Source organism: Pseudarthrobacter sp. O4, assembly GCF_050157025.1.
In the GTDB taxonomy this organism is placed as follows: Bacteria; Actinomycetota; Actinomycetes; order Actinomycetales; family Micrococcaceae; genus Arthrobacter.
In genome coordinates this window covers 717,833-739,566 of the sequence record NZ_CP189591.1, presented here as the reverse complement: position 1 = coordinate 739,566, position 21,734 = coordinate 717,833, and the positions used below count along the sequence as shown (strand labels likewise).

Annotated in this window: 19 protein-coding genes and 2 tRNA genes; 17 read left to right on the top strand and 4 right to left on the bottom strand. The window is 67.2% G+C overall.

The features are described 5' to 3' along the window. Window positions 1–4 precede the first annotated feature (4 nt). From ACQCSU_RS03370 to ACQCSU_RS03335, 8 genes are all read left to right on the top strand, one after another. The gene (locus tag ACQCSU_RS03370; RefSeq protein WP_426978275.1) at window positions 5–1,384 is read left to right on the top strand and encodes a hypothetical protein; all 1,380 of its coding nucleotides are present in this window, start codon (window positions 5–7) and stop codon (window positions 1,382–1,384) included. A gap of 88 nt (window positions 1,385–1,472) precedes the next feature. Beyond that, the gene (gene rsfS, locus ACQCSU_RS03365; RefSeq protein WP_426978274.1) at window positions 1,473–1,874 is read left to right on the top strand and encodes a ribosome silencing factor; all 402 of its coding nucleotides are present in this window, start codon (window positions 1,473–1,475) and stop codon (window positions 1,872–1,874) included. A 153-nt stretch (window positions 1,875–2,027) separates the two neighbouring features. Continuing rightward, a tRNA-Ala gene (locus ACQCSU_RS03360) sits at window positions 2,028–2,100 on the top strand. A gap of 176 nt (window positions 2,101–2,276) precedes the next feature. Continuing rightward, window positions 2,277–2,349 (top strand) — tRNA-Ala (locus tag ACQCSU_RS03355). A gap of 105 nt (window positions 2,350–2,454) precedes the next feature. Continuing rightward, window positions 2,455–2,643, top strand: coding sequence for a PhnA domain-containing protein (locus tag ACQCSU_RS03350; RefSeq protein WP_426978273.1), 189 nt, complete (start codon window positions 2,455–2,457; stop codon window positions 2,641–2,643). 33 nt (window positions 2,644–2,676) lie between these two features. Next, window positions 2,677–3,870 (top strand): NAD(P)-binding domain-containing protein, encoded by a 1,194-nt coding sequence (locus ACQCSU_RS03345; RefSeq protein WP_426978272.1) that lies wholly within the window; start codon window positions 2,677–2,679, stop codon window positions 3,868–3,870. 37 nt (window positions 3,871–3,907) lie between these two features. Next, window positions 3,908–5,068 carry a class I SAM-dependent methyltransferase gene (locus ACQCSU_RS03340; RefSeq protein WP_426978271.1) on the top strand — a complete coding sequence of 387 codons (1,161 nt, stop codon included), beginning with the start codon at window positions 3,908–3,910 and terminating at the stop codon, window positions 5,066–5,068. Between the two features lie 133 nt (window positions 5,069–5,201). Then, window positions 5,202–6,404 (top strand): ROK family transcriptional regulator, encoded by a 1,203-nt coding sequence (locus ACQCSU_RS03335; protein ID WP_426979700.1) that lies wholly within the window; start codon window positions 5,202–5,204, stop codon window positions 6,402–6,404. Between the two features lie 61 nt (window positions 6,405–6,465). Here ACQCSU_RS03335 and ACQCSU_RS03330 read toward each other — a convergent pair whose 3' ends face one another. After that, complete coding sequence (locus ACQCSU_RS03330) at window positions 6,466–6,669, bottom strand: hypothetical protein (RefSeq protein WP_426978270.1); 204 nt, start codon at window positions 6,667–6,669, stop codon at window positions 6,466–6,468. 91 nt (window positions 6,670–6,760) lie between these two features. Then, entirely contained in the window at window positions 6,761–7,501 is a 741-nt protein-coding gene (locus ACQCSU_RS03325) for a hypothetical protein (RefSeq protein ID WP_426978269.1), read from the bottom strand. A 476-nt stretch (window positions 7,502–7,977) separates the two neighbouring features. On the opposite strand from ACQCSU_RS03325, the gene ACQCSU_RS03320 reads away from it, so the two are divergent. After that, window positions 7,978–8,964 (top strand): methylenetetrahydrofolate reductase, encoded by a 987-nt coding sequence (locus tag ACQCSU_RS03320; protein ID WP_426978268.1) that lies wholly within the window; start codon window positions 7,978–7,980, stop codon window positions 8,962–8,964. A gap of 49 nt (window positions 8,965–9,013) precedes the next feature. Next, the gene (metE, locus tag ACQCSU_RS03315) at window positions 9,014–11,344 is read left to right on the top strand and encodes a 5-methyltetrahydropteroyltriglutamate--homocysteine S-methyltransferase (RefSeq protein ID WP_426978267.1); all 2,331 of its coding nucleotides are present in this window, start codon (window positions 9,014–9,016) and stop codon (window positions 11,342–11,344) included. Window positions 11,345–11,435: 91 nt separating this feature from the next. On the opposite strand, the gene ACQCSU_RS03310 is transcribed toward metE, so the two are convergent. Beyond that, window positions 11,436–11,942, bottom strand: a complete 507-nt coding sequence (locus tag ACQCSU_RS03310) for a DUF2004 domain-containing protein (RefSeq protein WP_426978266.1) — start codon at window positions 11,940–11,942, stop codon at window positions 11,436–11,438. Window positions 11,943–12,041: 99 nt separating this feature from the next. Here ACQCSU_RS03310 and ACQCSU_RS03305 point away from each other — a divergent pair, with 99 nt between their 5' ends. Then, window positions 12,042–13,448 (top strand): aldehyde dehydrogenase family protein, encoded by a 1,407-nt coding sequence (locus tag ACQCSU_RS03305; RefSeq protein ID WP_426978265.1) that lies wholly within the window; start codon window positions 12,042–12,044, stop codon window positions 13,446–13,448. Here ACQCSU_RS03305 and ACQCSU_RS03300 read toward each other — a convergent pair. Beyond that, the gene (locus tag ACQCSU_RS03300; protein WP_426978263.1) at window positions 13,435–14,355 is read right to left on the bottom strand and encodes a LysR family transcriptional regulator; all 921 of its coding nucleotides are present in this window, start codon (window positions 14,353–14,355) and stop codon (window positions 13,435–13,437) included. The two genes, ACQCSU_RS03305 and ACQCSU_RS03300, sit on opposite strands and share 14 nt — an antisense overlap. Before the next feature lie 313 nt (window positions 14,356–14,668). On the opposite strand from ACQCSU_RS03300, the gene ACQCSU_RS03295 reads away from it, so the two are divergent. From ACQCSU_RS03295 to nrdE, 6 genes are all read left to right on the top strand, one after another. Next, on the top strand, window positions 14,669–16,132 hold the full coding sequence (locus ACQCSU_RS03295; RefSeq protein WP_426978261.1) for an NAD(P)/FAD-dependent oxidoreductase: 1,464 nt from the start codon (window positions 14,669–14,671) through the stop codon (window positions 16,130–16,132). Continuing rightward, on the top strand, window positions 16,129–16,860 hold the full coding sequence (locus ACQCSU_RS03290) for a DUF1365 domain-containing protein (protein ID WP_426978260.1): 732 nt from the start codon (window positions 16,129–16,131) through the stop codon (window positions 16,858–16,860). Before ACQCSU_RS03295 ends, ACQCSU_RS03290 begins: the two co-directional genes overlap by 4 nt. Next, window positions 16,857–18,251, top strand: a complete 1,395-nt coding sequence (locus tag ACQCSU_RS03285) for a class I SAM-dependent methyltransferase (protein WP_426978259.1) — start codon at window positions 16,857–16,859, stop codon at window positions 18,249–18,251. Before ACQCSU_RS03290 ends, ACQCSU_RS03285 begins: the two co-directional genes overlap by 4 nt. Before the next feature lie 540 nt (window positions 18,252–18,791). Next, window positions 18,792–19,037, top strand: coding sequence for a glutaredoxin-like protein NrdH (nrdH, locus tag ACQCSU_RS03280; protein ID WP_426978257.1), 246 nt, complete (start codon window positions 18,792–18,794; stop codon window positions 19,035–19,037). Window positions 19,038–19,064: 27 nt separating this feature from the next. Further along, complete coding sequence (gene nrdI, locus ACQCSU_RS03275) at window positions 19,065–19,541, top strand: class Ib ribonucleoside-diphosphate reductase assembly flavoprotein NrdI (protein WP_426978255.1); 477 nt, start codon at window positions 19,065–19,067, stop codon at window positions 19,539–19,541. 56 nt (window positions 19,542–19,597) lie between these two features. After that, entirely contained in the window at window positions 19,598–21,718 is a 2,121-nt protein-coding gene (gene nrdE, locus ACQCSU_RS03270) for a class 1b ribonucleoside-diphosphate reductase subunit alpha (protein ID WP_426979699.1), read from the top strand. Window positions 21,719–21,734: the final 16 nt, after the last annotated feature.

Sequence of the window (21,734 nt, the reverse complement as noted above, 5' to 3'; positions counted from 1 at the left end):
TGCAATGAGTCAGGAACAGCCTCCCGTCCGCAGCCGTCGCGAATTGCGACAGGCTAGAGATGAACGCCCGGAAGCGGGCCAGGAGCCGGGTACCGCGGCTCCCGGCGAGGTTGACCCTGCCACAAAAAAGCCGGCCGCGAAGGCTGCAACGCCCAGACCGGCTACCCCAGTTGACCCCGGCGAACCGACGCCGGCCGACGTCGCGGGACGGAGCCGGAGGGTAGCTGACGGGCCCGTGGATTCGGTGCGGAACCCCGGCGGCTCCGAACGGTCCTCGCAGGCCCGCGCGCGGGACCGCGCCGCGCTCCGCACGATCAAGGAGCTCGCCGAAAAAGAGGGTCACCTCGCCGGCGGCGGTCCGCCCACCCGGCGCCAGCTGAGGCTTCTGCAGCTGGCAGCCGAAACCGCGCCCGCCACCGCGGCCAACCTGATTGTCCCCGCGTCACCGCGGACCCGGGCCACCCCGGTAGTCGGCCAGCCTGCGTCCAAGCCCGCCGCCGCCGAGGCTGCCGGAGCCAAGGAGCAGGCAGCCACAGACCAGGCAGCCCCACCGGCCCCCGCCAAGGGCGCGAAGGACACCGGTAAGAAGGACACCGGTAAGAAGGACACCGGCAAGAAGGACGGCACCGGCGGGCCCGGTGCCGCGGACCAGCTGCCTCAGGGGATGACCGTCGAGCAGGCCTTGGCCGCTCGCGAACTCCTGGCCCAGCAGGCTCAGAACCAGCTGGCCAAGATGGAGCACATCGAGGCCACTGACCCGGGGGCGGTCGATCCTGATGTGCTGGCTGAGCAGATCGCCCTGGCCGAGCGGGCCGCGGTGCTCAACCGCCGGGCCGCCGCCAAGCAGAAGCTGGCCGAACAGAACAACCAGCCGGCACCGCCGCGGAACGATCCCTCGACCGCCAGCAACCTGGCCATGGTCACACCCTTGGAATTTGAGCAGGTCCCCGGCGTGGAGCGGCCCATCATGAAACGCCCTGCCACGTCCTACGTTCCGGTCGTCACGAATCCGGGCCCCCGGGTTGAAGATCGCCGGAAGTCCGGCAGCCGCCGTCCCGGTTCGTCCCGGCAGCGCTCAGTCCCGGCGACCGGCCGCGCCGGTGTGCTGGCCCGTGCAGAGGCTGCCGCGAGGGCCGCGTCCGGAGCAGCTCCGCGGGCGAATCCGGCCGCAGCCAGTCCGGTCCCGCCGGCGTCGGAGGAGGAGTTCGCCGGCAGGGCCCCGGTGGCCGCAAACACTGCCTACGGCCTCGATCCCCTCGACGCGGCCACGGCCGGCCTTGGCCGGGCCCGGCGCCTCCGCATGCTGCAGCTGGGCGTGCTGGCCCTGGGCGTTCTCGCGCTGATCGTCGGAATCACGCTGATCATCTCCGGCCTCGCAAGCTAGTCCCGCAAGCTAGTCCCGCAAGCTGCGGCCGCTCAGCCTCACCCCCAAGCATTTTCTCAAGAGCTTTTTCACCCCAACAAGGAGTCCCGTGACTGCAACAGAATCATCCATCGCCACAGCCCGCCACGCAGCCCGAGCTGCCTCGGAGAAACTCGCCGACGACATTGTCGCCCTTGACGTCAGCGAGCGGCTGGCCCTGGCCGACGTCTTCCTGATCGCCTCGGCACCGTCCGAACGCCAGGTCAACGCCATCGTTGACGGCATCGAAGAAGAACTCACCAAGTTCGACCTCAAGCCGACCCGCCGCGAAGGCCGCTCCGGTGGCCGCTGGGTCCTGCTGGACTACGGCGACATCGTCATCCACGTCCAGCACGAGGAAGACCGCGTGTTCTACGCCCTGGAGCGACTCTGGAAGGACTGCCCCGTCGTGGACCTGCAGCTGGGCGACGACGCGTCAGCCAAAGCCACTGCCGCCTCCGAAACGGAGTAACAGTTTGGCGCAGCCTTCAGACCAAAGCGTGAATATGCCCGATTTGGAATTTTCCGAGAGGCTGTTCTAAGATATTTGAGTTGCTTCGGAGAGATCCGGACGAAAAGCCGGAGCCGGCAGCGTAAGCTGACGGAGTCGGAGCAGCGAAAATTCGGGGCTGTGGCGCAGCTGGTAGCGCACCTGCATGGCATGCAGGGGGTCAGGGGTTCGAGTCCCCTCAGCTCCACAAGATGATCCGCCGGAATCGTAAAGATTCCGGCGGATATTTTTGTGCCCGGATCCGGATAGTTCCGGCCGGTCCGGGCTTTTCTGGCAGTCCGGCGCGCCGATTCGCGTCAGCGGGAAATGTGGTTTAAGATAATCAGGTTGCTTCCGGGAAGACGGTTCTTCCCAGCACACTTCGGGGCTGTGGCGCAGCTGGTAGCGCACCTGCATGGCATGCAGGGGGTCAGGGGTTCGAGTCCCCTCAGCTCCACCGAAGAGGCCCTACTCATTGAGTAGGGCCTCAACCGTTTTCCGGCCGTCGCGCCGCCAGACCCGCCGCCAGACCGGCCCGGTAGCAACGGCTAATATTGGGCACGTGAACGAGACCCTGCCGCCGTGCCCCGAATGCTCCAGCGACTACACCTACGAGCCGGGGGCGCTCCTGGTCGGCACGAAGGTCCGCGGCCTCCGCCTCGCCAGCGGCGTGGGGGACCACGACATCGACTGCAAGGTCGACGGCGTCGGCCCCATGCAGCTCAAGTCCAGCGTCGTCAAGAAAATCTGAGCGGGGCCCACCATTCCTGAGCAGCCGGAAGTAATGCCGCGGCCCGCCGACGTCGTCGTGATCGGCGCCGGCCAGGCCGGGCTCTCGGCTGCGTACCACCTGCAGCGCCGCGGCTTCGTCCCCGCGGGAACGGAAGCCCCGGGTATTGACGCCGCTGGGGAACTGGCAGCGCCGGCCCGGACGTACCTCGTGCTCGACGCTGAGGACGGCCCCGGCGGGGCGTGGCGCCACCGCTGGAAAAGCCTCCGGATGGCGACCGTCAACAGCATCAGCGACCTGCCCGGCATTCCGCAGCCGTCCGTCGACCCGGAGGAGGCGAGCTCGAGCTTCCTGAGCCGCTACTTCGGCGGCTACGAGGACGAGCTCGGACTGGCCATCCTGCGGCCCGTCAAGGTGCATGCCGTCCGCCGGGAGGACGGCGACCCGGCCGGACGCCTCAGGATTTCAACCTCCCGGGGTGACTGGTCCGCTCGGGCAGTGATCAACGCCACCGGCACCTGGACCCGGCCGTTCTGGCCCATCTACCCTGGGCGCTCCGGCTTTCGCGGACGTCAGCTGCACGTCGCGGACTACGTTTCTGCCGAAGAGTTCCGGGGACAGCATGTGATCGTGGTCGGCGGCGGCATTTCAGCCGTCGGCTTGCTGGACGAGATCTCGCAACTCACCGCGACGACGTGGTTCACGCGGCGCGAACCGGTGTGGCGGGACGCCGGGTTCGACCGGCAGGCCGGCCGCGACGCCGTCGCCCTCGTCGAAGAGCGCGTCCGCCAGGGCCTCCCGCCGCAGAGCGTCGTCTCGGTGACCGGACTGATCCTGACCCCGGCCCTTCGCGCCGCGGCCGCCCGGGGCGCGCTGGAACGGCGTCCCATGTTCACCGCGATCGAACCCGACGGCGTGCGGCTGGCCGACGGAAGCTTCCTGGCCGCCGACGTGATCCTGTGGGCCACCGGCTTCCGCGCCGAGCTCGATCACCTGGCGCCGCTGCACCTGCGGGGTCCGGGCGGCGGCATCGCGATGGACGGCACCCAGGTGGCTTCGGAGCCGCGGGTCCATCTGGTCGGCTACGGCCCCTCATCCTCCACGATCGGCGCCAACCGGGCAGGCCGGGCCGCCGTGGCCGGCATCCTCAATATGCTGACGGAGCAGGATAAGTTTGGTACAGGCCCTGAACCCTTGGGGCCCTCAAGACCCAGGCCTGAACAGACAATCCTGAACAGACAATCCTGAACAGACAATCCTGAACAGACAAGGCGGCAGCCCGCGCGTGGCGGACAACAATCTCGAATCGCTCTTTTCTCAGCTGCGGAGGTTCCCGGACGTTGAGGCAGCCAGCCTCCAGGCCTGGGACGCGACGGACAAGCTCCTGCTGGACACCGTGGCAGGAATGCTGACGCCCGGCAGTCGGCTCGCGGTCGTGGGGGACCGCTACGGTGCGCTGACCCTTGGGGCGCTCGGCCTGGACGCCGTCGCCGCTTCAGCCGGAACCTGGCCGGTCCGCGTCCACCAGGACCTCGTCACCGGCGAACGCGCGCTGCGCAACAACGCCGATGCCCTGGGCATCACGGCTGGCTTCGAACAACTCCCGCTCGGCGCCGCGCTCTTGGAAGGGGCCACCGCCGTGCTGCTCCAGCTGCCCAGGTCCCTGGCCGAGCTCGAGGAAATCGTCGACGCCGTGGCCCGGTACGCCGCTCCCGACGTCGTGCTGCTGGCCGGCGGCCGCGTCAAACACATGAGCCTGGGCATGAACGCGGTGCTGGAGCGCTATTTCGGCGAGGTCCAGCCCCAGCTCGCCCGGCAGAAGTCACGCATCCTGCGGGCCAGCGGCCCGAGGCCGGTCACTGCCGGCCCGCCCTTCCCCGTCACCGCGGGCAACGCGGAGCTGGGACTGACGGTCTGCGCCCACGGGGCCGTCTTTGCCGGGACGGGGCTGGATATCGGGACCCGGTTCCTGTTGGACTTCCTGCCCCGGATGCCGTCCGCCGCTCACGCCATTGATCTTGGCTGCGGCACGGGGATCCTGGCGGCCACTTACGCCCGGGCCAACCCAGGCGCCCGGGTCATCGCCACCGACCAGTCCGCGGCCGCCGTCGAGTCCGCCCGGGCCACGGCCCGTGCCAACGGACTCCAGCAGCAGATCGAGGCGCTCCAGGACGACGCCATGAGTTCCCTCCCGGCCGGGAGCGCCGAACTGGTCCTGTTGAACCCGCCGTTCCACATCGGAGCCGCGATCCATGCCGGTGCGGGTATCAAGCTGATCGAGGCCGCGGGCCGGGTCCTCGCGCCGGGCGGGGAGCTGTGGACGGTGTACAACAGCCATCTGCATTACCGGCCCGCGCTGGAGCGGCTGATCGGTCCCACCCGCGAGGTCGGGCGGAACCCGAAATTCACGGTGACGGTGAGCGTCCGGAAATCTGCCGGAGTGTGAAGCCGGTGCGTGGGCGGCAACAGGTGCGTGACGTACGATTCTGAGATAAGCAGTGCTTAGCCGAAGACGTTGAGGGGAATCAGTGACTGAGATCCGCCAGACCTCGCCACGGCGCGGAACAAATTTGCCCCGCATGGGCGACTTCAACCTCACCGTCATCCTCGACGCCATCCGCCGTTCCCCGGGTGGTCTGAGCCGCGTGGAGCTGGCCCGGATCGTCGGCCTGTCGCCGCAGACCATTTCCAACATCTCCCGCCGGCTGCTGGACCAGAGCCTGATCGTCGAGGCCGGAAAGGAGGGCACCGGCCCGGGGAAGCCCCGGACCATGCTCCGGCTCAATCCGGCCGGCATGTACGCCGTGGGCGTGCACCTTGACCCTGCCGTGGTGACGTTCGTTGTGTTGGACCTGGTGGGGGCCGTGGTCAAGCACTCCAGGATCACGACGCCGTCCGGCACGGACCCCGGTGCCGTCATTGAGACCATTGCTGCGGAGATCAAGCAGCTCGTCGAGGACTCCGGCGTGGACCCCTCCAAGATCGCCGGGCTCGGCGTCGCATCGCCCGGCCCCATTGACCTTGAGGAGGGCACCGTCGTTGACCCGCCGCTCCTGCTTGGCTGGCACCGGGTCCCGCTGCGGGACGCCCTGGCCGAGGCCACCGGCCTGTCCACGCTGGTGGATAAGGATGTGACCAGCGCGGCCGTCGCCGAGACCTGGGCAGGCGGCCCGAGCGGTACCGGCAGCTTCGTGTTCATGTACATGGGAACAGGCATCGGCTGCGGCATCGTCCTCAACGACGAAGTAGTGCGCGGCACCTCCGGAAATGCCGGCGAGATCGGCCACATCACCGTGGACCCCGACGGCCCGCCCTGCGATTGCGGCAAGCGCGGCTGCGTCAAGTCCTCCTGCATTCCGCAGGTGCTGGTGGCCCAGGCCGAAGCGGCCGGAGTCCTGGACGGCTCACGGCAGGACAGGAGTGCCCCCGCGGTCCAGGAGAGCTTCGCGGAACTCTGCGCCGCCGCCTACGCCGGGAATCAGTTGGCCACGGACATCATCGAACGATCCGCCGTGCTTGTTGCGCGCGCCGTCTCGGCCGTCACTAATACCCTGGACGTGGACCGTGTGGTCTTCGGCGGCCCGTTCTGGACCGGCCTCTCCCAGGCATACCTGGCGCTGGTCCCGGGGCTTGTCGAGGAGAACAGCGCCACCCGGAAGATCCACGCCATCGAGGTGGTGGGCACCGGCGTCGGCGAAGACGTCGGCGCAGTCGGCGCGGCCTGCCTCGTGCTCGAGCACACGCTCGCTCCGCGATCCCAGCGACTCCTGCTCGAGGGGTAGGTGCTCGAGGGGTAGGCCGGGGCAGGCCTCCTCCCGGGGCCGGCGTCCTCCCGGGTAGGTATCAGTCGATGTCCTCGATGACAGTGCCGAAAGGGATGGATTCGTCGAGGTGCGCCTGGTGGCCGGTCGGGCCGCGGTTGTAGGAGACGCGGACGCCATGTGACTTGTCCGCTGCGGACTGCATCAGAATGGGCCGTACGGTGTTGACGAAGCTCTCGCTCTTGCCGACGAGATATTCCTGGTAGCTGGCTGGAAGCTGGATCATGGCAACAGGATAGTCCCGCACACGCGCAATGGGGAGGGCTCCCATCGGCCCGGTTTCCGCTTCCACAGCAGTCTCCGGCCCGGCCCTGCTTTTACGAGCCGCTTTTGATGATGATGTCGTCGAGGTAGTTGTCACCCATCTGCCTGGTGTGTTCGGCGCCGAGCTGCACGGCCGACAAGGTGGTGAATCCGGTGCTGACCTGGTTGCTGGAATAGACGATGACGCTGTCAAACCAGACCTCTATCGTTGTGGCGCTCGTGTTGGCAATGACGTGCGTGACGACGTGATGCCAGGAGCTGAGGGGGATGCTGGAGGCCAGCAGGCGTGTGTAGACGGAGGCGCCGGTTGGTGATGTCACGCGCAGCCAGAGCTGGCCGTTGCTGTTGTACCGGTAGACGTCCGCGACCCGGGTGGTTCCGGAGAAGAACCGGAAATAGGGTACGTTGCTGCCTGCCAGGCCGGCCGTGGTGATGTTGAACCAGCCATCTGCGTAGGCGGCCGGGGTGCCCGCGGGAAGAGGGGCGGAGCGGTAAGCCAGGGCGCCGGGGTCGGAGGTTACGTGCAGGTAGCCGGCGCAGCCGCCTGAGTGTGCCAGTGCTGACGAGACCGTGGCGGTTCCGGTTCCGGCGCTGTGGACGATGAACGGAACCAGGCTTCCTGATTCGAAGTTGTCGGCCACGACCGTGGTGCCGGGGTAGGGGTCAGTCGGTGCGGGTGTGGCGGGCTGGCAGCTTGTGGTGGCCGCAGACGCGATCCCCGCGGTGGCCATTCCGGCCCCCAGCAGTGGCGCCAGAAGCAGGCCGATAAGCCCCAGTCTTTGTAGCTGTTTCATTGAGCTGCCCTCCGGGTTGGTCAAACAGGTTGGTCAAACAGTCGTCCGTGACTTCGGTCGTATATCGAGAGTTCACTCGTGTCCAGCCCCCGCGAGGAACCACACAATCGGCCCAAACTGCGAACAAAATTCTGTCCGGACCCGCGATGTCGCGTAAAGCCGCGTCTTAATTCGGCAGTCGACTTGAATGCCCCCGCGGGGGCCCCTACAGTTGTAGACAAGTTACCGAGGTAACGTGTCAGCGATCCTCCGCTGAAGGCCAGCCCCACGGCGGCCAAGGAGGGTGTGGGTGCCCCCATGTGGGCCTGACATTTGCTCACGGACAACTTCGTGTCAGGCGTAACAGTCGCGGCTGCGTCCTGCCGAAGTTTTCTCCGTGTTCCCCAAACTCAATTCACTGACGGCAGTGTTTTCCGGACTTCCGGTTATCCGGTTTTTCGGCGTCCTGGCGTCAGTGTCCACAGCCAAGGACGCAAATGTCTCCACCAAGCCTTATCGACACCCATCCCAATCTGGCGGGCGCAGCACCCGTCGCGCTGTCCTACGAACTCTTCCCGCCGCGGTCGCCCGCGGCTGCGGAATCGCTCTGGACCACCATCGGCGAACTGGAGTCCACGGACCCGGACTACGTCTCCGTGACCTACGGCGCCAGCGGCTCCAACCGCAACAACGCCGTCGAACTGATCAACAGGCTCGTGCAGGAAACCACGCTCCGGCCTTTGGCCCACCTGACCTGCGTGGGCAACTCCCCGCAGGAGCTTGCCGAGATCATCGGCGAGCTGCTGGACGTGGGCGTGCGCGGCATCCTTGCCCTCCGCGGCGACCAGCCCAAGGACGGCGGCACGCCGCCGGAGGGCTCACTGCGCTACGCCCAGGACCTGATCGAGCTCATCCGCCGCGTGGAGCAGCGCCGATCGGCGCTGCTGTGCGCCGGCAAGGTGGCCGTCGGTGTGGCCGCGTACCCCACCCGGCATCCGGAATCCCCGAGTGAGGCCCACGACGTCGAGGTGCTGCTCGCCAAGCAGCGCTCCGGCGCCGACTTCGCCATCACCCAGGTCTTTTTCCACACCGAGCAGTACGCGGATCTCCTGACCCGTGCCCGCCGGGCCGGCGTCACCATCCCGATCATTCCCGGCGTCATGCCGCTCACCAGCATCCGCCGGCTCACCCGGCTGGGCGAACTGACCGGGGTGGAACCGGCTCCGGAACTGCTCGAACGCCTCGCCGCCGCGGACACGGACGCCGAACGCAACCGGATCGGGGTCAGCGCCACCGTGGACCTGGCCAACGCGGCCCTGGCGGCCGGCGCCCCCGGCATCCACCTCTACACCTTCAACGAACACGCCAGCGCCCTCGAGGTGCTGGACAAACTCGCGCTGCCCCGCCCGCACCGCGGTCACCGGCAAAGCGCATCACGCCACAACAGCGCGCGGCGCACTGCCAGCCGCCTGCTCGCCAGCTAGGCACCACCAGCTTCCCTCCGCACCGAACCACCAACACCAAGGACTTTCCATGACTGAAGAGAACACCCCCTTCCCCTCCGCCTCGATCCTCGGCTACCCGCGCATCGGCCGCCGCCGCGAACTCAAGAAGGCCGTCGAGGCCTACTGGGCGGGCAAGATCGACGCCGCAGCCCTGGACGCCGCCGCCAAGGAAATCCAGCTCGGCACCGCCAAGCGCCTCCAGGGACTCGGCCTCACCGAGGCCGCCGCCGTTCCCGGCACCTTCTCCTACTACGACCAGGTGCTCGACGCCGCCGCCCACCTCGGCGCCGTGCCGGCCCGCTTCGGCAAGCTCCTCAACGCCGAGGGCCAGCTCGACATCGACGGCTACTTCACCCTCGCCCGCGGCACCAAGGATCAGCAGCCGCTCGAAATGACCAAGTGGTTCGACACCAACTACCACTACCTCGTCCCCGAGATCGGTCCGGAGACCAGCTTCGCGCTGACCTCCAACCGGATCGTCGAGGAGTTCGCCTACGCCCTCGCCAACGGTGTGGAGACCCGCCCGTACCTCGTCGGCCCGGTCACGTTCCTGCTGCTGAGCAAGGCCTCCGACGACGCCCCGGCCGGCTTCAGCCCGCTGTCCCGCCTCGAGGACGTCCTGCCCGTCTACGCCGCCCTGCTCGAGAAGCTCGCCGCCGCCGGCGCCAGCTGGGTCCAGCTGGACGAACCCGCCCTCGTGGTGGACCAGGACATCCCCGCAGTCGAGATCCAGGCCGCCGTCGCCCGTTCCTACGAGGTCCTCTCCGCCGTCGCGAGCCGCCCTCAGCTGTTCGTCTCCACCCCCTACGGCGCGCTCAACGGCCAGCTCGGCACCCTCGCCGCCACCGGCATCGACGCCCTGCACCTTGACGTCTTCAAGGGCGAGGTCCCCTCCGCCGCTGCCCTGGCCGCGCTGGGCAACAAGACCCTCGTCGCCGGCGTCGTGGACGGCCACAACATCTGGCGCAACGACCTCCAGGCCTCCGCGGACAAGATCGCGGAGCTCAAGAAGTCCGTCGCCAGGCTGGCCGTCAGCACCTCCACCTCCACCCAGCACGTCCCGCACGACGTCGACGAGGAAGTCCAGCTGTCCGCGCAGCTGCGCAGCTGGCTGGCCTTCGCCGACCAGAAGGCCACCGAGGTTGTCACCCTCGCCGGCCTGCTGAGTGACGAAGCAGATGTCCAGCCGGCCATCGATGAAGCCACCCGCATCATCGCCGACCGCGCCGGCGCCGAGGGCGTCCGCCGCGCCGAGGTCCGGGCCCGCATCGGCGCGCTGACCGACGCCGACTTCAGCCGCTCCGAGTACGGCGTCCGCGAGACCGCGCAGACCGAGGCCCTGCACCTGCCGCCGCTGCCCACCACCACCATCGGCTCCTTCCCGCAGACCGGCGAAATCCGCACCGCACGGGCCCGCGCCAACAAGGGCGAGCTCAGCACGGAGCAGTACAAGCAGCTCATGAAGGACGAGATCAAGCGCGTCGTGGAGCTGCAGGAAGAGCTCGGCTTCGACGTCCTGGTCCACGGCGAGCCCGAGCGCAACGACATGGTCCAGTACTTCGCCGAGAACCTCGAAGGCTTCGACGTCACCGTGCACGGCTGGGTCCAGTCCTACGGCTCACGCTGCACCCGTCCCTCCATCCTGTGGGGCGACGTCACCCGCAGCGCCCCGATCACGGTGGAATGGGCCAGATACGCGCAGTCCCTGACGAACAAGCCGATGAAGGGCATGCTCACCGGTCCGGTCACCATCCTGGCGTGGTCCTTCGTCCGCGATGACCAGCCGCTCGGCGAGACCGCCAACCAGGTCGCCCTCGCCCTCCGGGACGAGATCGCGGACCTGGAAGCCGCCGGCATCCAGGTCATCCAGGTGGACGAGCCCGCCCTGCGCGAACTCCTGCCGCTGCGCCAGGCGGACCAGGCCGCGTACCTGGACTGGTCCGTGAAGTCCTTCCGCCTGTCCACGGCCGGCGCCGGGGACAGCACCCAGATCCACACCCACCTGTGCTACTCCGAGTTCGGCGCCATCATCGACGCGATCGACGGCCTCGACGCCGACGTCACCTCGATCGAGGCCGCCCGCTCCCGCATGGAGGTCGTCCACGACCTCGAGTCCCACGGTTTCGGCCGCGGCGTGGGCCCGGGCGTCTACGACATCCACTCGCCGCGCGTCCCGGGCGAGCAGGAAGTCACCGAACTGCTCGGCACCGCCGTCAAACACGTTCCGTCCCGCCAGCTCTGGGTCAACCCGGACTGCGGCCTGAAGACCCGCGGCTACGCCGAGACTGAGGAGTCCCTGCGCAACCTGGTCCACGCCACCCGGACGGTCCGCGCGCAACTGCTGGAGGCGGCTAAGTAGCACGCTCAACCACGTACGACGCCGGCCGGTCACCTCGCAAGGTGACCGGCCGGCGTCGTACGTTCCGCTGTGTCCTGCGACGGCGGCGGAGTCAGGACTCCCAGAGGATCTCGTCGTCCACGACGCCGTCCTCGTCCGCCGAGGCCACCAGGACCTCATCGGTGAAATGCACTCCGAGGGTGAAGTCCAGCACGAAATAGCGTTCCGGCTGGCCGGGGAAGATGCCCACGTGGCCCAGCTTCAGCGCCTTGAGGAAGACCTCGTCGGTGAGCTGGCTCTTGTCCTGGACGCCGAACACCTTCTTCAGGTGCTCGTCCTTGATCGCGTTGCAATGGAAGTGCCGGTACTCCTGCGGGCTGGTGCCCTCCTGCTCGAGTTCCTCGGCGATCATTTCGCGGACCTGGTCCACGAGTTCAGGCAGGAAGCGCAGCCGGTAGTCAACCTTGTGCATGGCTGCTTCGTCGAAGCGGTCATGCGCGTTGACATTCAGGTCAAGTTCCACGGGATGACCCGCCAGTTCGTGCTTGGCGGTGAAGTTGTGGTCCCTTCCGTGGTTGAGCTCGACGTCTCCGAAGTGCTTGCTCGCTACCTTGTTCATATCTTCAACATAGTCCTGAAAACCGCTCCGTTCCAGCATCCCCAAGGTTTTATCCGGTACCGGACCGGCCCCGCGGCCCGTGGCGGGTACATTGAGCGGATGCAAACCGTTGCCCCTGCCGCCGCCCGCGCCCGGAACTTTTTTGACAGCGGCGCCACCCGCCCGCTGGCCTGGCGGCTGGTGCAGCTCCGCAATCTGCGCCGGATGCTGACCGAGCGGCGGGCGGACATCGTGGCGGCCCTCGGCAGTGATCTTGGCAAGCACGGCACCGAGGCGCTGCTGACGGAAATCGGGTTTGTCACAGCCGAAGCCGCGCATTTGGAGAAGAACCTGGCATCCTGGCTGCGGCCCCGGCCCGTGCCGGTGCCGTTGGCGGTCCGGCCCGCCCGGGCGTGGACCGAGCTCACCCCGCTCGGCGTGGTGCTGGTCATCGGTACGTGGAACTACCCGCTGCAGCTGCTGCTCGCCCCGCTGGCCGGTGCCCTCGCCGCGGGCAACACGGTGGTGCTCAAACCCAGCGAACACGCTCCGGCTACCTCCGCGGCGCTGGCGCGCTGGCTTCCGGAGTATCTGCCCGGCGCGGCCGAGGTGGTGCAGGGAGGCATCCCCGAGACCACCGCCCTGCTGGCGGAACGCTTTGACCACATCTTCTTCACGGGGGGTGAGGCCGCGGCCAGGGTGGTGCTGCGCGCGGCGGCCGAGAACCTCACCCCGGTGACCCTGGAGCTGGGCGGGAAGTCTCCGGCGTATGTGGATTCGTCCACGGACCTGTCCAAGGCCGCCAAACGGATTGCGTGGGGGCGGTTCATGAATGCCGGGCAAACCTGCGTGGCGCCGGACTACGTGCTGGCCACGGACGAGGTGCTGGAGCCCCTGCAGCGCGAGCTGGTCAAGGCCATCCGTTCCCTGTTCGGGCCGGACTCCGCCCTGAGCGCGTCCTACGGCCGGATCGTCGACGACCGCCACTTCGAACGGCTCGCCGCGCTCGCGGACGGCAGCACCGTGGTCCACGGCGGGCAGCGCGACGCCGCCAGCCTGTACTTTGCCCCGACGCTGCTGCGGCCGGCGCCGGGGGACACCGTGATGGACGAGGAGATCTTCGGCCCGCTGCTGCCGCTGGTGCCGGTCAGCGGCCGCGAGGAGGCGATCCGGATCATCAACGGCCGGGCCAAGCCGCTGGCACTGTACGTGTTCAGCAATGACGCCGAAACCCGCCGGGCGTTCGCAGAGGGGACGAGCTCGGGGGCACTGTGCTTCGACGTGCCCGCGGCGCACCTGATGGTTCCGGGCCTGCCGTTCGGCGGCGTGGGCGGCAGCGGCACGGGCGCCTATCACGGCGAGCACTCGGTGCGCACCTTCTCACACGAGCGGGCCAGCCTGGCCAAACCATACTGGCCGGACACCCTGGAACTGATCTACCCGCCGTACAACAAGACGAAGCAAAGGATCATCAGCATCATCAGCGCCCTCGTGGCGCCGGCGGGGAAGCTGTTCAAGAAGCGCTAGTTGGTCCGAACTTGTGCATGGTGTCCGCGAGCAGCTCAACAAACAGCTGAACCTTCGCCGTCTGCTTCTCGTTGATCAGCAGGGCGAAGACGTTGCGGGCCAGCCGGATCTCCGGGACGTCCAGGACCACCACCCCGGCCGGGCGGTGCAGCAGGGCAAGTTCGGGAACCAGGGCGGCGCCCAGCCCGGCCGCCGACATCTCCAGGCTGGCGTGGAAATCGTCGCTGTAGGCCACCACCCGCGGGTGCAGATTGCAGCTGGCGAAGAGCCGCTCGATCACGGTCGCGTCGGACGTGCCCGGGTGGTGCACAATCCAGGGCATGTCGGACAGGTGGTCCGCGGCGACCTTCGAATCCGTGCCGATGCCCCACGCCGCGGGCAGCACCACCCGGAAGTCGTCGTCGCCGATCCACTGCCGGTTCACGGTGTGCGGCCAGGCGAGTCCGGACTGGCCCACCTGGTAGACCAGGGCCACATCGAGTTCGCCGCCGGTGCGCAGGCCCTGGATGGTCTGGGCGGGTTCAGCCACGGAGACCCGGAGATCGATCCCGAGCTTCTTCCACGCCGGGTTCTGCAGGATACGCGGCAGCACATAGGTGGCGAGGCTGGGGAAGATGCCGAGCCGGAGCTCCTGGCTCGTGGAGTCCTGGGTCCGGGAGGCCGCGGCCATGAGCGCTTCGATGTCGGTGAGCACCTTGGCCGCATGCCGCGTCATGACGACGGCGGCTTCGGTGGGCTGGATGCTGCGCGCCGAGCGCTGGAACAGGGTGACCCCGGTGTCGCGTTCGAGGGCGGACATCTGCTGCGAGACGGCCGACGCCGTGTAGCCGAGCCTGCCGGCGGCCGCCGCGAAGGAGCCCAGCCGGATCACTTCAACGAGGGTCCGCAGATGGACGGGGTTGATCAAGGGCTGCCCTTCAGTGGTTGCAGTGAGGCGGGAGCTGGAATCCCGCTTCATTCTGGCATATCCGTGCCGATCCGGCCGGGCCGGGACCCGTCCCGTGCGCCGCCGCTGCCCGGCCGCGCCGGGACACGTGCGGAATGCCTCCACGGCGCGGCGCGGTTCATGCCGGAGAATCCCTGGGAGGGCGGCCGCTGGGAATTCACACTCATCCGGCTGCCCCTTGGTTACGAATTGCCCATAAGACGATTCACCAGGACGATTTCGGCAAGCCAACATTCGGCAAGCCAACTTTCGGCAAGCCAACAGGAGCAGATCAGTGTCGCAAGCAGCAGGGATCCCGGAGGGCCGGCGCGTCGCCGTCATTGGCAGCGGCGTGGCAGGACTGACCGCCGCCTACGTCCTGAACCAGCAGGACAGCGTCACCCTCTTCGAGGCTGATACCCGGCTCGGCGGCCACGCCCACACCCACGACATGCCGCAGGCCGACGGCTCCTTCCTCGGCGTCGACACCGGCTTCATCGTCCACAACGAGCGGACTTACCCCACGCTGCTGCGGCTCTTCGCCGAGCTGGGCGTCGAAACCCAGGACTCGGAAATGAGCATGTCCATCCGCTGCGACGGCTGCGGCCTCGAATACGCCGGTGCCCGGGCCAAGGGCCGCGGCATCATTCCCCGGCCGTCCACCCTGCTGCGCGGCCGGTACCTGTTGATGCTGGTGGAGGTCATGCGCTTCTACCGCCGGGCCCGTGCCCTGCTCGCGGAGACGGGGATGGCCGCAACGGAGACGGACCGGGCCGCACTGGCCGGTCCGGAACCGACCGGTCCGGAACCGACCCTGGGCGAGTTCCTGTCCCGTGAAAAGTTCAGCGGCTACTTCATCTCGCACTTCATGACCCCGATCGTGAGCGCCGTCTGGTCCTGCGACCCCGCCACCGCGCTGGCCTACCCGGCCCGCTACCTGTTCACCTTCCTGGGCCACCACGGACTGCTCGGCGTCGCGGGTTCACCCCAGTGGCGCACGGTCACCGGGGGGTCCCGCAGCTACGTGGACAAGCTCGCCGCCACCTTGCCGGACATCCGGCTCGCGAGCCCGGTCACGGCAGTCCGCCGCCATCCGGGGGGAGTGGAGCTGACCACGGGGCACGGCCCCGGCACATCCAACACCGGCAGCTTCGACGCCGTCGTGATCGCCACACACCCTGGGCAGGCGCTGCGCATGCTCTCCGATGCCTCGCCCGCGGAGCAGGCAGCCCTGGGCGGGATGCCGTACTCGGTCAACCACACCGTCTTCCACCGCGACGCCGCCGTGCTGCCCTCCAGCGACAATGCCAAGGCCTCGTGGAACTACCGGCTGCCGTCCTGCGACGCCCGGCCGGACAAGGTCTTGGTCAGCTATGACATGACGCGGCTGCAGCGGCTGGAACCGGCGGACGGCCGGCCCTACATCGTGAGCCTGGGCGAATCCGGGCTCATCGCCGACGGCACCGTGCTGGACCGGATGGTCTATGAGCACCCGCAGTACACCCCGGAGTCCCTCAGGGCCCAGCAGCAGATCCTCGAGCTCGGTGACAGCCGGCTGGCCTTCGCCGGCGCCTACCACGGCTGGGGTTTCCATGAGGACGGCGCCCTGTCCGGTGTCCGGGCCGCAGCAAGGCTCGGACGCGACTGGGACGCGTCCTCGGACGATACTGCAGCCGAGACTGCAGCCGGGCTCAACGGGCAGTACCGTGCCGTCGCCATCGACCCGGATCTGCACGCCGTCTCCGCGGAGCGCGCATGAGTGCGCCGGCAGCCATCTACCGCACCTCCATCGCGCATGTGCGGCGCACCCCGCTGCGCAACGCCTTCACCTACCGCAGCTACAGCTGGTACGTCGACGTCGACCGGCTCCCTCCGGTGCCCCGGTTCCTCAAGCCGCTCGCCGGCTTCTCCGTTGCGGACCACCTGGGCGACCCGGCCGGCACCCTCCGGGGCAACGTTGAACGGTTCCTTTCCACCCGGGGGATCGAGCTCGACGGCGGCCGGATCACCATGCTGGCCAGCGCCCGCGTATTCGGGCACGTCTTCAACCCGCTGAGCCTGTTCTGGTGCCATGACGCGGCCGGGGAGCTGCGCTGCGTCATCGCCGAGGTCCACAACACCTACGGCGAACGGCACTGCTACGTGCTGGAAACCGACGACGCCGGCCGGGCCAGCGTGCCCAAGGCCTTCTACGTCTCACCGTTCAACGACCTCGCGGGCGAGTACCGGATGAAACTTCCGGAACCCGCCGAACTGCTCGTAGTGTCGATCGTCCTCGAGCGGGAAGGGCACCAGCCCTTCATCGCCACAGTGGACGGCGAACGCCGGGAAGCGACCGTGCGGAACATCCTCGCCGCCGCGCTCGCGGTTCCGCTGGCGCCCCTGCGGGTGAGCGCCCAGATCCGCTGGCAGGGCATCAAGCTTTGGGCGCGTGGGCTGCCCGTCATCAAAAAACCACACGACCCCTCACAGGAGGCAGTTCAGTGACTATTACCGAAGCGACCGGATCCGCCGCAGGACGGGGACACGAGGCCACACCGGCTGCGCGCCCCGTCGCTGTCCCCGCGGGCCCTGTGCCGTACACCGTTCCCCAGGCCCCCAGCACCGTCGACGCCGCCATCTGGCCAAGCATCGCCACGGTGCCCTCAAGTCTTAAGGCCCGGGTGGCCGGCAGGGCCGCGGACGCCATCTTCAAGGCCGCCGTCCGCCGGCTTCCGCTCGAAGTCCGGTACCCCGACGGCACCGTCCTCGGCAAGGCCGCCATGCCGGGGCACACGTACCCCGTCATGACCATGAACCGTCCGGCGGCCTTCGCGGCCCGGCTCGGCGACGGCGGCCTGATCGGCCTGGGCGAGTCCTACATGGCCGGTGACTGGGACGCTGACGACCTCACCGCCGTCATGGAGGTCTTTGCCGCCCGCGTCGGATCGCTCGTTCCGGAACCGCTGCAGAAGCTGCGGGCGCTGTACCTGCCGCGCCAGCCGCGCAAGGAACGCAACACCGAGCAGAACACGCGCTCCAACATCTCGCGGCACTACGACCTCTCCAATGAGCTCTTTGCCACCTTCCTGGATGACACCATGACCTATTCCAGCGCGCTCTTCCCCGAATCGGGACCGGCCCTGAAGAACGTCGCCTGGGACGGCTTCGCCGCCGCGCAGCAGGCCAAGATCGACCGGCTGCTGGACAAGGCCGGGGTCACCAAGGGGTCCCGCGTGCTGGAAATCGGCACCGGCTGGGGCGAACTCGCCCTCCGGGCCGCCCAGCGCGGCGCCACGGTCTACTCCGTGACCCTCTCCAGCGAACAGCAGGAACTGGCCCGCAAGCGCGTCGCGGACGCCGGCTACGCCGACGCCGTCACGATCGAGCTCAAGGACTACCGCGCGGTCGAAGGCGAGTACGACGCCGTCCTCTCCGTGGAGATGATCGAGGCCGTGGGCTTCGAGTACTGGGCCACCTACTTCCAGACGATCGAACGCGTCCTGGCCCCGGGCGGGAAGGTGGCCATCCAGGCCATCACGATCGCGCACGACCGGCTACTGGCCACCCGCTCCAGCTACACCTGGGTGCACAAGTACATCTTCCCGGGCGGCGTAATCCCCTCAGTGCGCGCCATCGAGGACATCACCGAAAAGCAGACCGGCCTCCGGGTCCGCGAACGCCTCGCGATGGGGGAGCACTACGCGCAGACCCTGCGGCTCTGGGAGGAGCGCTTCATGGCCCGCGCCGAGGAAGTCCGCGGCCTGGGCTTCGATGAGATCTTCCAGCGCATGTGGCTGTTCTACCTCTGCTACTCCCGCGCCGGCTTCGAGACCGGCTACCTCGACGTGCAGCAGATCGTGCTGGACAGCCGGACAGCGGGCGAGGCCAGCAGCTAGCAGCAGCTGTTGGACGCCTCAGGCTGACGGAAGGCGGACACCCCACGGTGCCCGCCTTTTTCGTGTTCCCGGACACCAGATCCAGTGTTGTACGGCACGGTTGGCCGCCGTGTCCCACGCCCGCGACACGCCGTCCACAACGCGACACGCGGGGGGATTAATTGTGCATAGGTACTCCACAGCCTGTGGATTTCGTCCTGCAAAATGGCGGAAATACGGACATTTTGAGGGCCCCTGCCTGTGGACTGGCGGTGCATAAAATGACATACTTGTAATACATCATCTTGGGGTCCATATCGGGCTCGTGCACTACATGTAGTATCGACATACAGTTCCAGCGGAGCAGCAGTGCTCGCCAGGCAAGGCCAGTAACGGATAAGGATTCCTGTCCCGGATCGGCCCGCCCGGACTACTGGCACCAGACGCTTACCAGGGGCTCCAGCAAGAGGCCCCGCACCAGAGACTCAGCTCAAAACGACTCAGCTCAAAACGCAGTACACATCTCGCAGTAAAAAGACTTCAACTAAGGGGACAGGAACCATGACCGTTACGGTTTACACGAAGCCGGCCTGTGTTCAGTGCAACGCGACATACCGCGCGCTGGACAAGAAGGGCATCACCTACCAGAGCGTCGACATCTCGCAGGATGCGGATGCCCTCGAGCGCCTGAAGGCCCTGGGCTACCTGCAGGCCCCGGTTGTCGTCACGGACCAGGACCACTGGTCCGGTTTCCGCCCGGACAAGATCGAAGAACTGGCGCAGGCCACCGCCGTCGCAGTAGCCTGAGCACTGCTTGAAAATGAGGTGACTCCCATGGTACCGGTTGCAACCGCACCCGCCGCCGTACCGGCGTCGGACGCTGCGCGGACCACCCACAGCCACCTCATCTACTTCTCCTCCACCTCGGAGAACACCGCACGCTTCGTCAGGAAGCTGGGCATCGACGCCGCCCGGATCCCCCTCCACGCGAGGGAATCGGCGCTCGTGGCAGCCGAACCCTACGTGCTGGTGCTTCCCACGTACGGAGGCACCGGGGGAGAGGGCTCCGTTCCGAAGCAGGTGATCCGCTTCCTGAACGATCCGAGGAACCGGCAACAGCTCCGCGGAGTGGTCGGCGCGGGAAACACGAATTTCGGGGACAACTACTGCATGGCGGGGGACATCATCGCCGCGAAGTGCAACGTCCCCCATCTATATCGATTCGAACTCATGGGCACTCCAGAGGACGTCCAGCGGGTACTAGAAGGATTGGAAGAGTTTTGGACACGACTGTCGCAGACACAGCAGTAACTGAGGGCCCGGGCTCGCACGCGCCCACCGCCGTCGAGAAGCACGAGAAGCACGAGATGCCGGCCGCGTACAAGGGCCTGGGCTACCACGAGCTCAACGCCATGCTGAACCTCTACGGCCCCAACGGGGAGATCCAGTTCGAGGCCGACCGCGAGGCTGCGCACCAGTACTTCCTGCAGCACGTGAACAACAACACCGTGTTCTTCCACGACCTCGAGGAAAAGCTCGACTACCTCGTCAAGAACGAGTACTACGAGCGTGAAACCCTCGACCAGTACACGATGAACTTCATCCGCGAGCTCTACAACCGCGCATACAAGAAGAAGTTCCGCTTCGAGACCTTCCTGGGCGCCTTCAAGTTCTACACCTCCTACACGCTGAAGACGTTCGACGGAAAGCGCTTCCTGGAGCGCTACGAGGACCGCGTCTGCATGGTGGCCCTGCACCTGGCCCGCGGCGACGAGCAGCTCGCGCTGCAGATGGTGGACGAGATCATCGAAGGCCGCTTCCAGCCGGCCACGCCCACCTTCCTCAACGCCGGCAAGCGCCAGCGCGGCGAGCTGGTCTCCTGCTTCCTGCTCCGCATCGAAGACAACATGGAGTCGATCGGCCGTTCCATCAACTCCGCACTGCAGCTGTCCAAGCGCGGCGGGGGCGTGGCCTTCGCGCTGACCAACATCCGCGAGGTCGGCGCGCCGATCAAGCAGATCGAGAACCAGTCCTCCGGCGTCATCCCCGTGATGAAGCTCCTTGAGGACAGCTTCTCGTACGCCAACCAGCTCGGTGCCCGACAGGGAGCCGGTGCCGTGTACCTGCACGCGCACCACCCGGACATCTACCGCTTCCTGGACACCAAGCGCGAGAACGCGGACGAGAAGATCCGCATCAAGACCCTCTCGCTCGGCGTCGTCATCCCGGACATCACCTTCGAGCTGGCCAAGCGCGACGAGGACATGTACCTGTTCTCCCCGTACGACGTCGAACGCGTCTATGGGATGCCGTTCTCCGACGTCTCGGTCACCGAGAAGTACTACGAGATGGTGGACGATTCCCGGATCAAGAAGACCAAGATCAAGGCGCGCGAGTTCTTCCAGACGCTCGCCGAGATCCAGTTCGAATCCGGCTACCCGTACATCATGTTCGAGGACACGGTGAACCGGGAAAACCCGATCGACGGCAAGATCATCATGTCCAACCTGTGCTCCGAGATCCTCCAGGTCAGCCAGCCCACGACGTACCACGATGACCTGTCCTACGACCAGACCGGCAAGGACATCTCCTGCAACCTGGGTTCGCTGAACATCGCCAAGGCCATGGACTCGCCGGACTTCGGCCTGACCATCGAGACCGCCATCCGCGCCCTCTCGGCCGTTTCGGACATGTCCAACATCACCTCGGTGCCCTCGATCGCCCGCGGCAATGACCAGAGCCACGCCATCGGCCTTGGCCAGATGAACCTGCACGGCTACCTGGCCCGCGAGCGGGTCCACTACGGCTCCGAAGAGGGTCTGGACTTCACCAACATGTACTTCTACTCGGTGGTGTACCACGCCATCCGGGCCTCCAACAGGCTGTCCATCCAGACCGGCCAGACCTTCGGCGGCTTCGAGAAGTCCAAGTACGCCTCCGGCGAGTTCTTCGACAAGTACACCGAGCAGGAATGGGTCCCGCAGACCGAGAAGGTCGCGGAGCTGTTCAAGAACATCCACATCCCCACCCAGGATGACTGGCGCCAGCTCAAGGCTTCCGTCATGCAGCACGGCATCTACAACCAGAACCTGCAGGCCGTCCCGCCCACCGGCTCGATCAGCTACATCAACAACTCCACCTCCTCGATCCACCCGGTGGCGTCCAAGATCGAGATCCGCAAGGAAGGCAAGCTGGGCCGCGTGTACTACCCGGCGCCGTACCTGACGAACGACAACCTGGAGTACTACCAGGACGCGTACGAGATCGGCTACGAGAAGGTCATCGACACCTACGCCGCCGCCACGCAGCACGTGGACCAGGGCCTGTCCCTGACGCTGTTCTTCAAGGACACCGCCACCACGCGCGACATCAACAAGGCCCAGATCTACGCCTGGAAGAAGGGCATCAAGACCATCTACTACATCCGTCTCCGCCAGCTCGCGCTGGAAGGGACTGAGGTGGACAACTGCGTCAGCTGTATGTTGTAACCGATATCGGTTGATA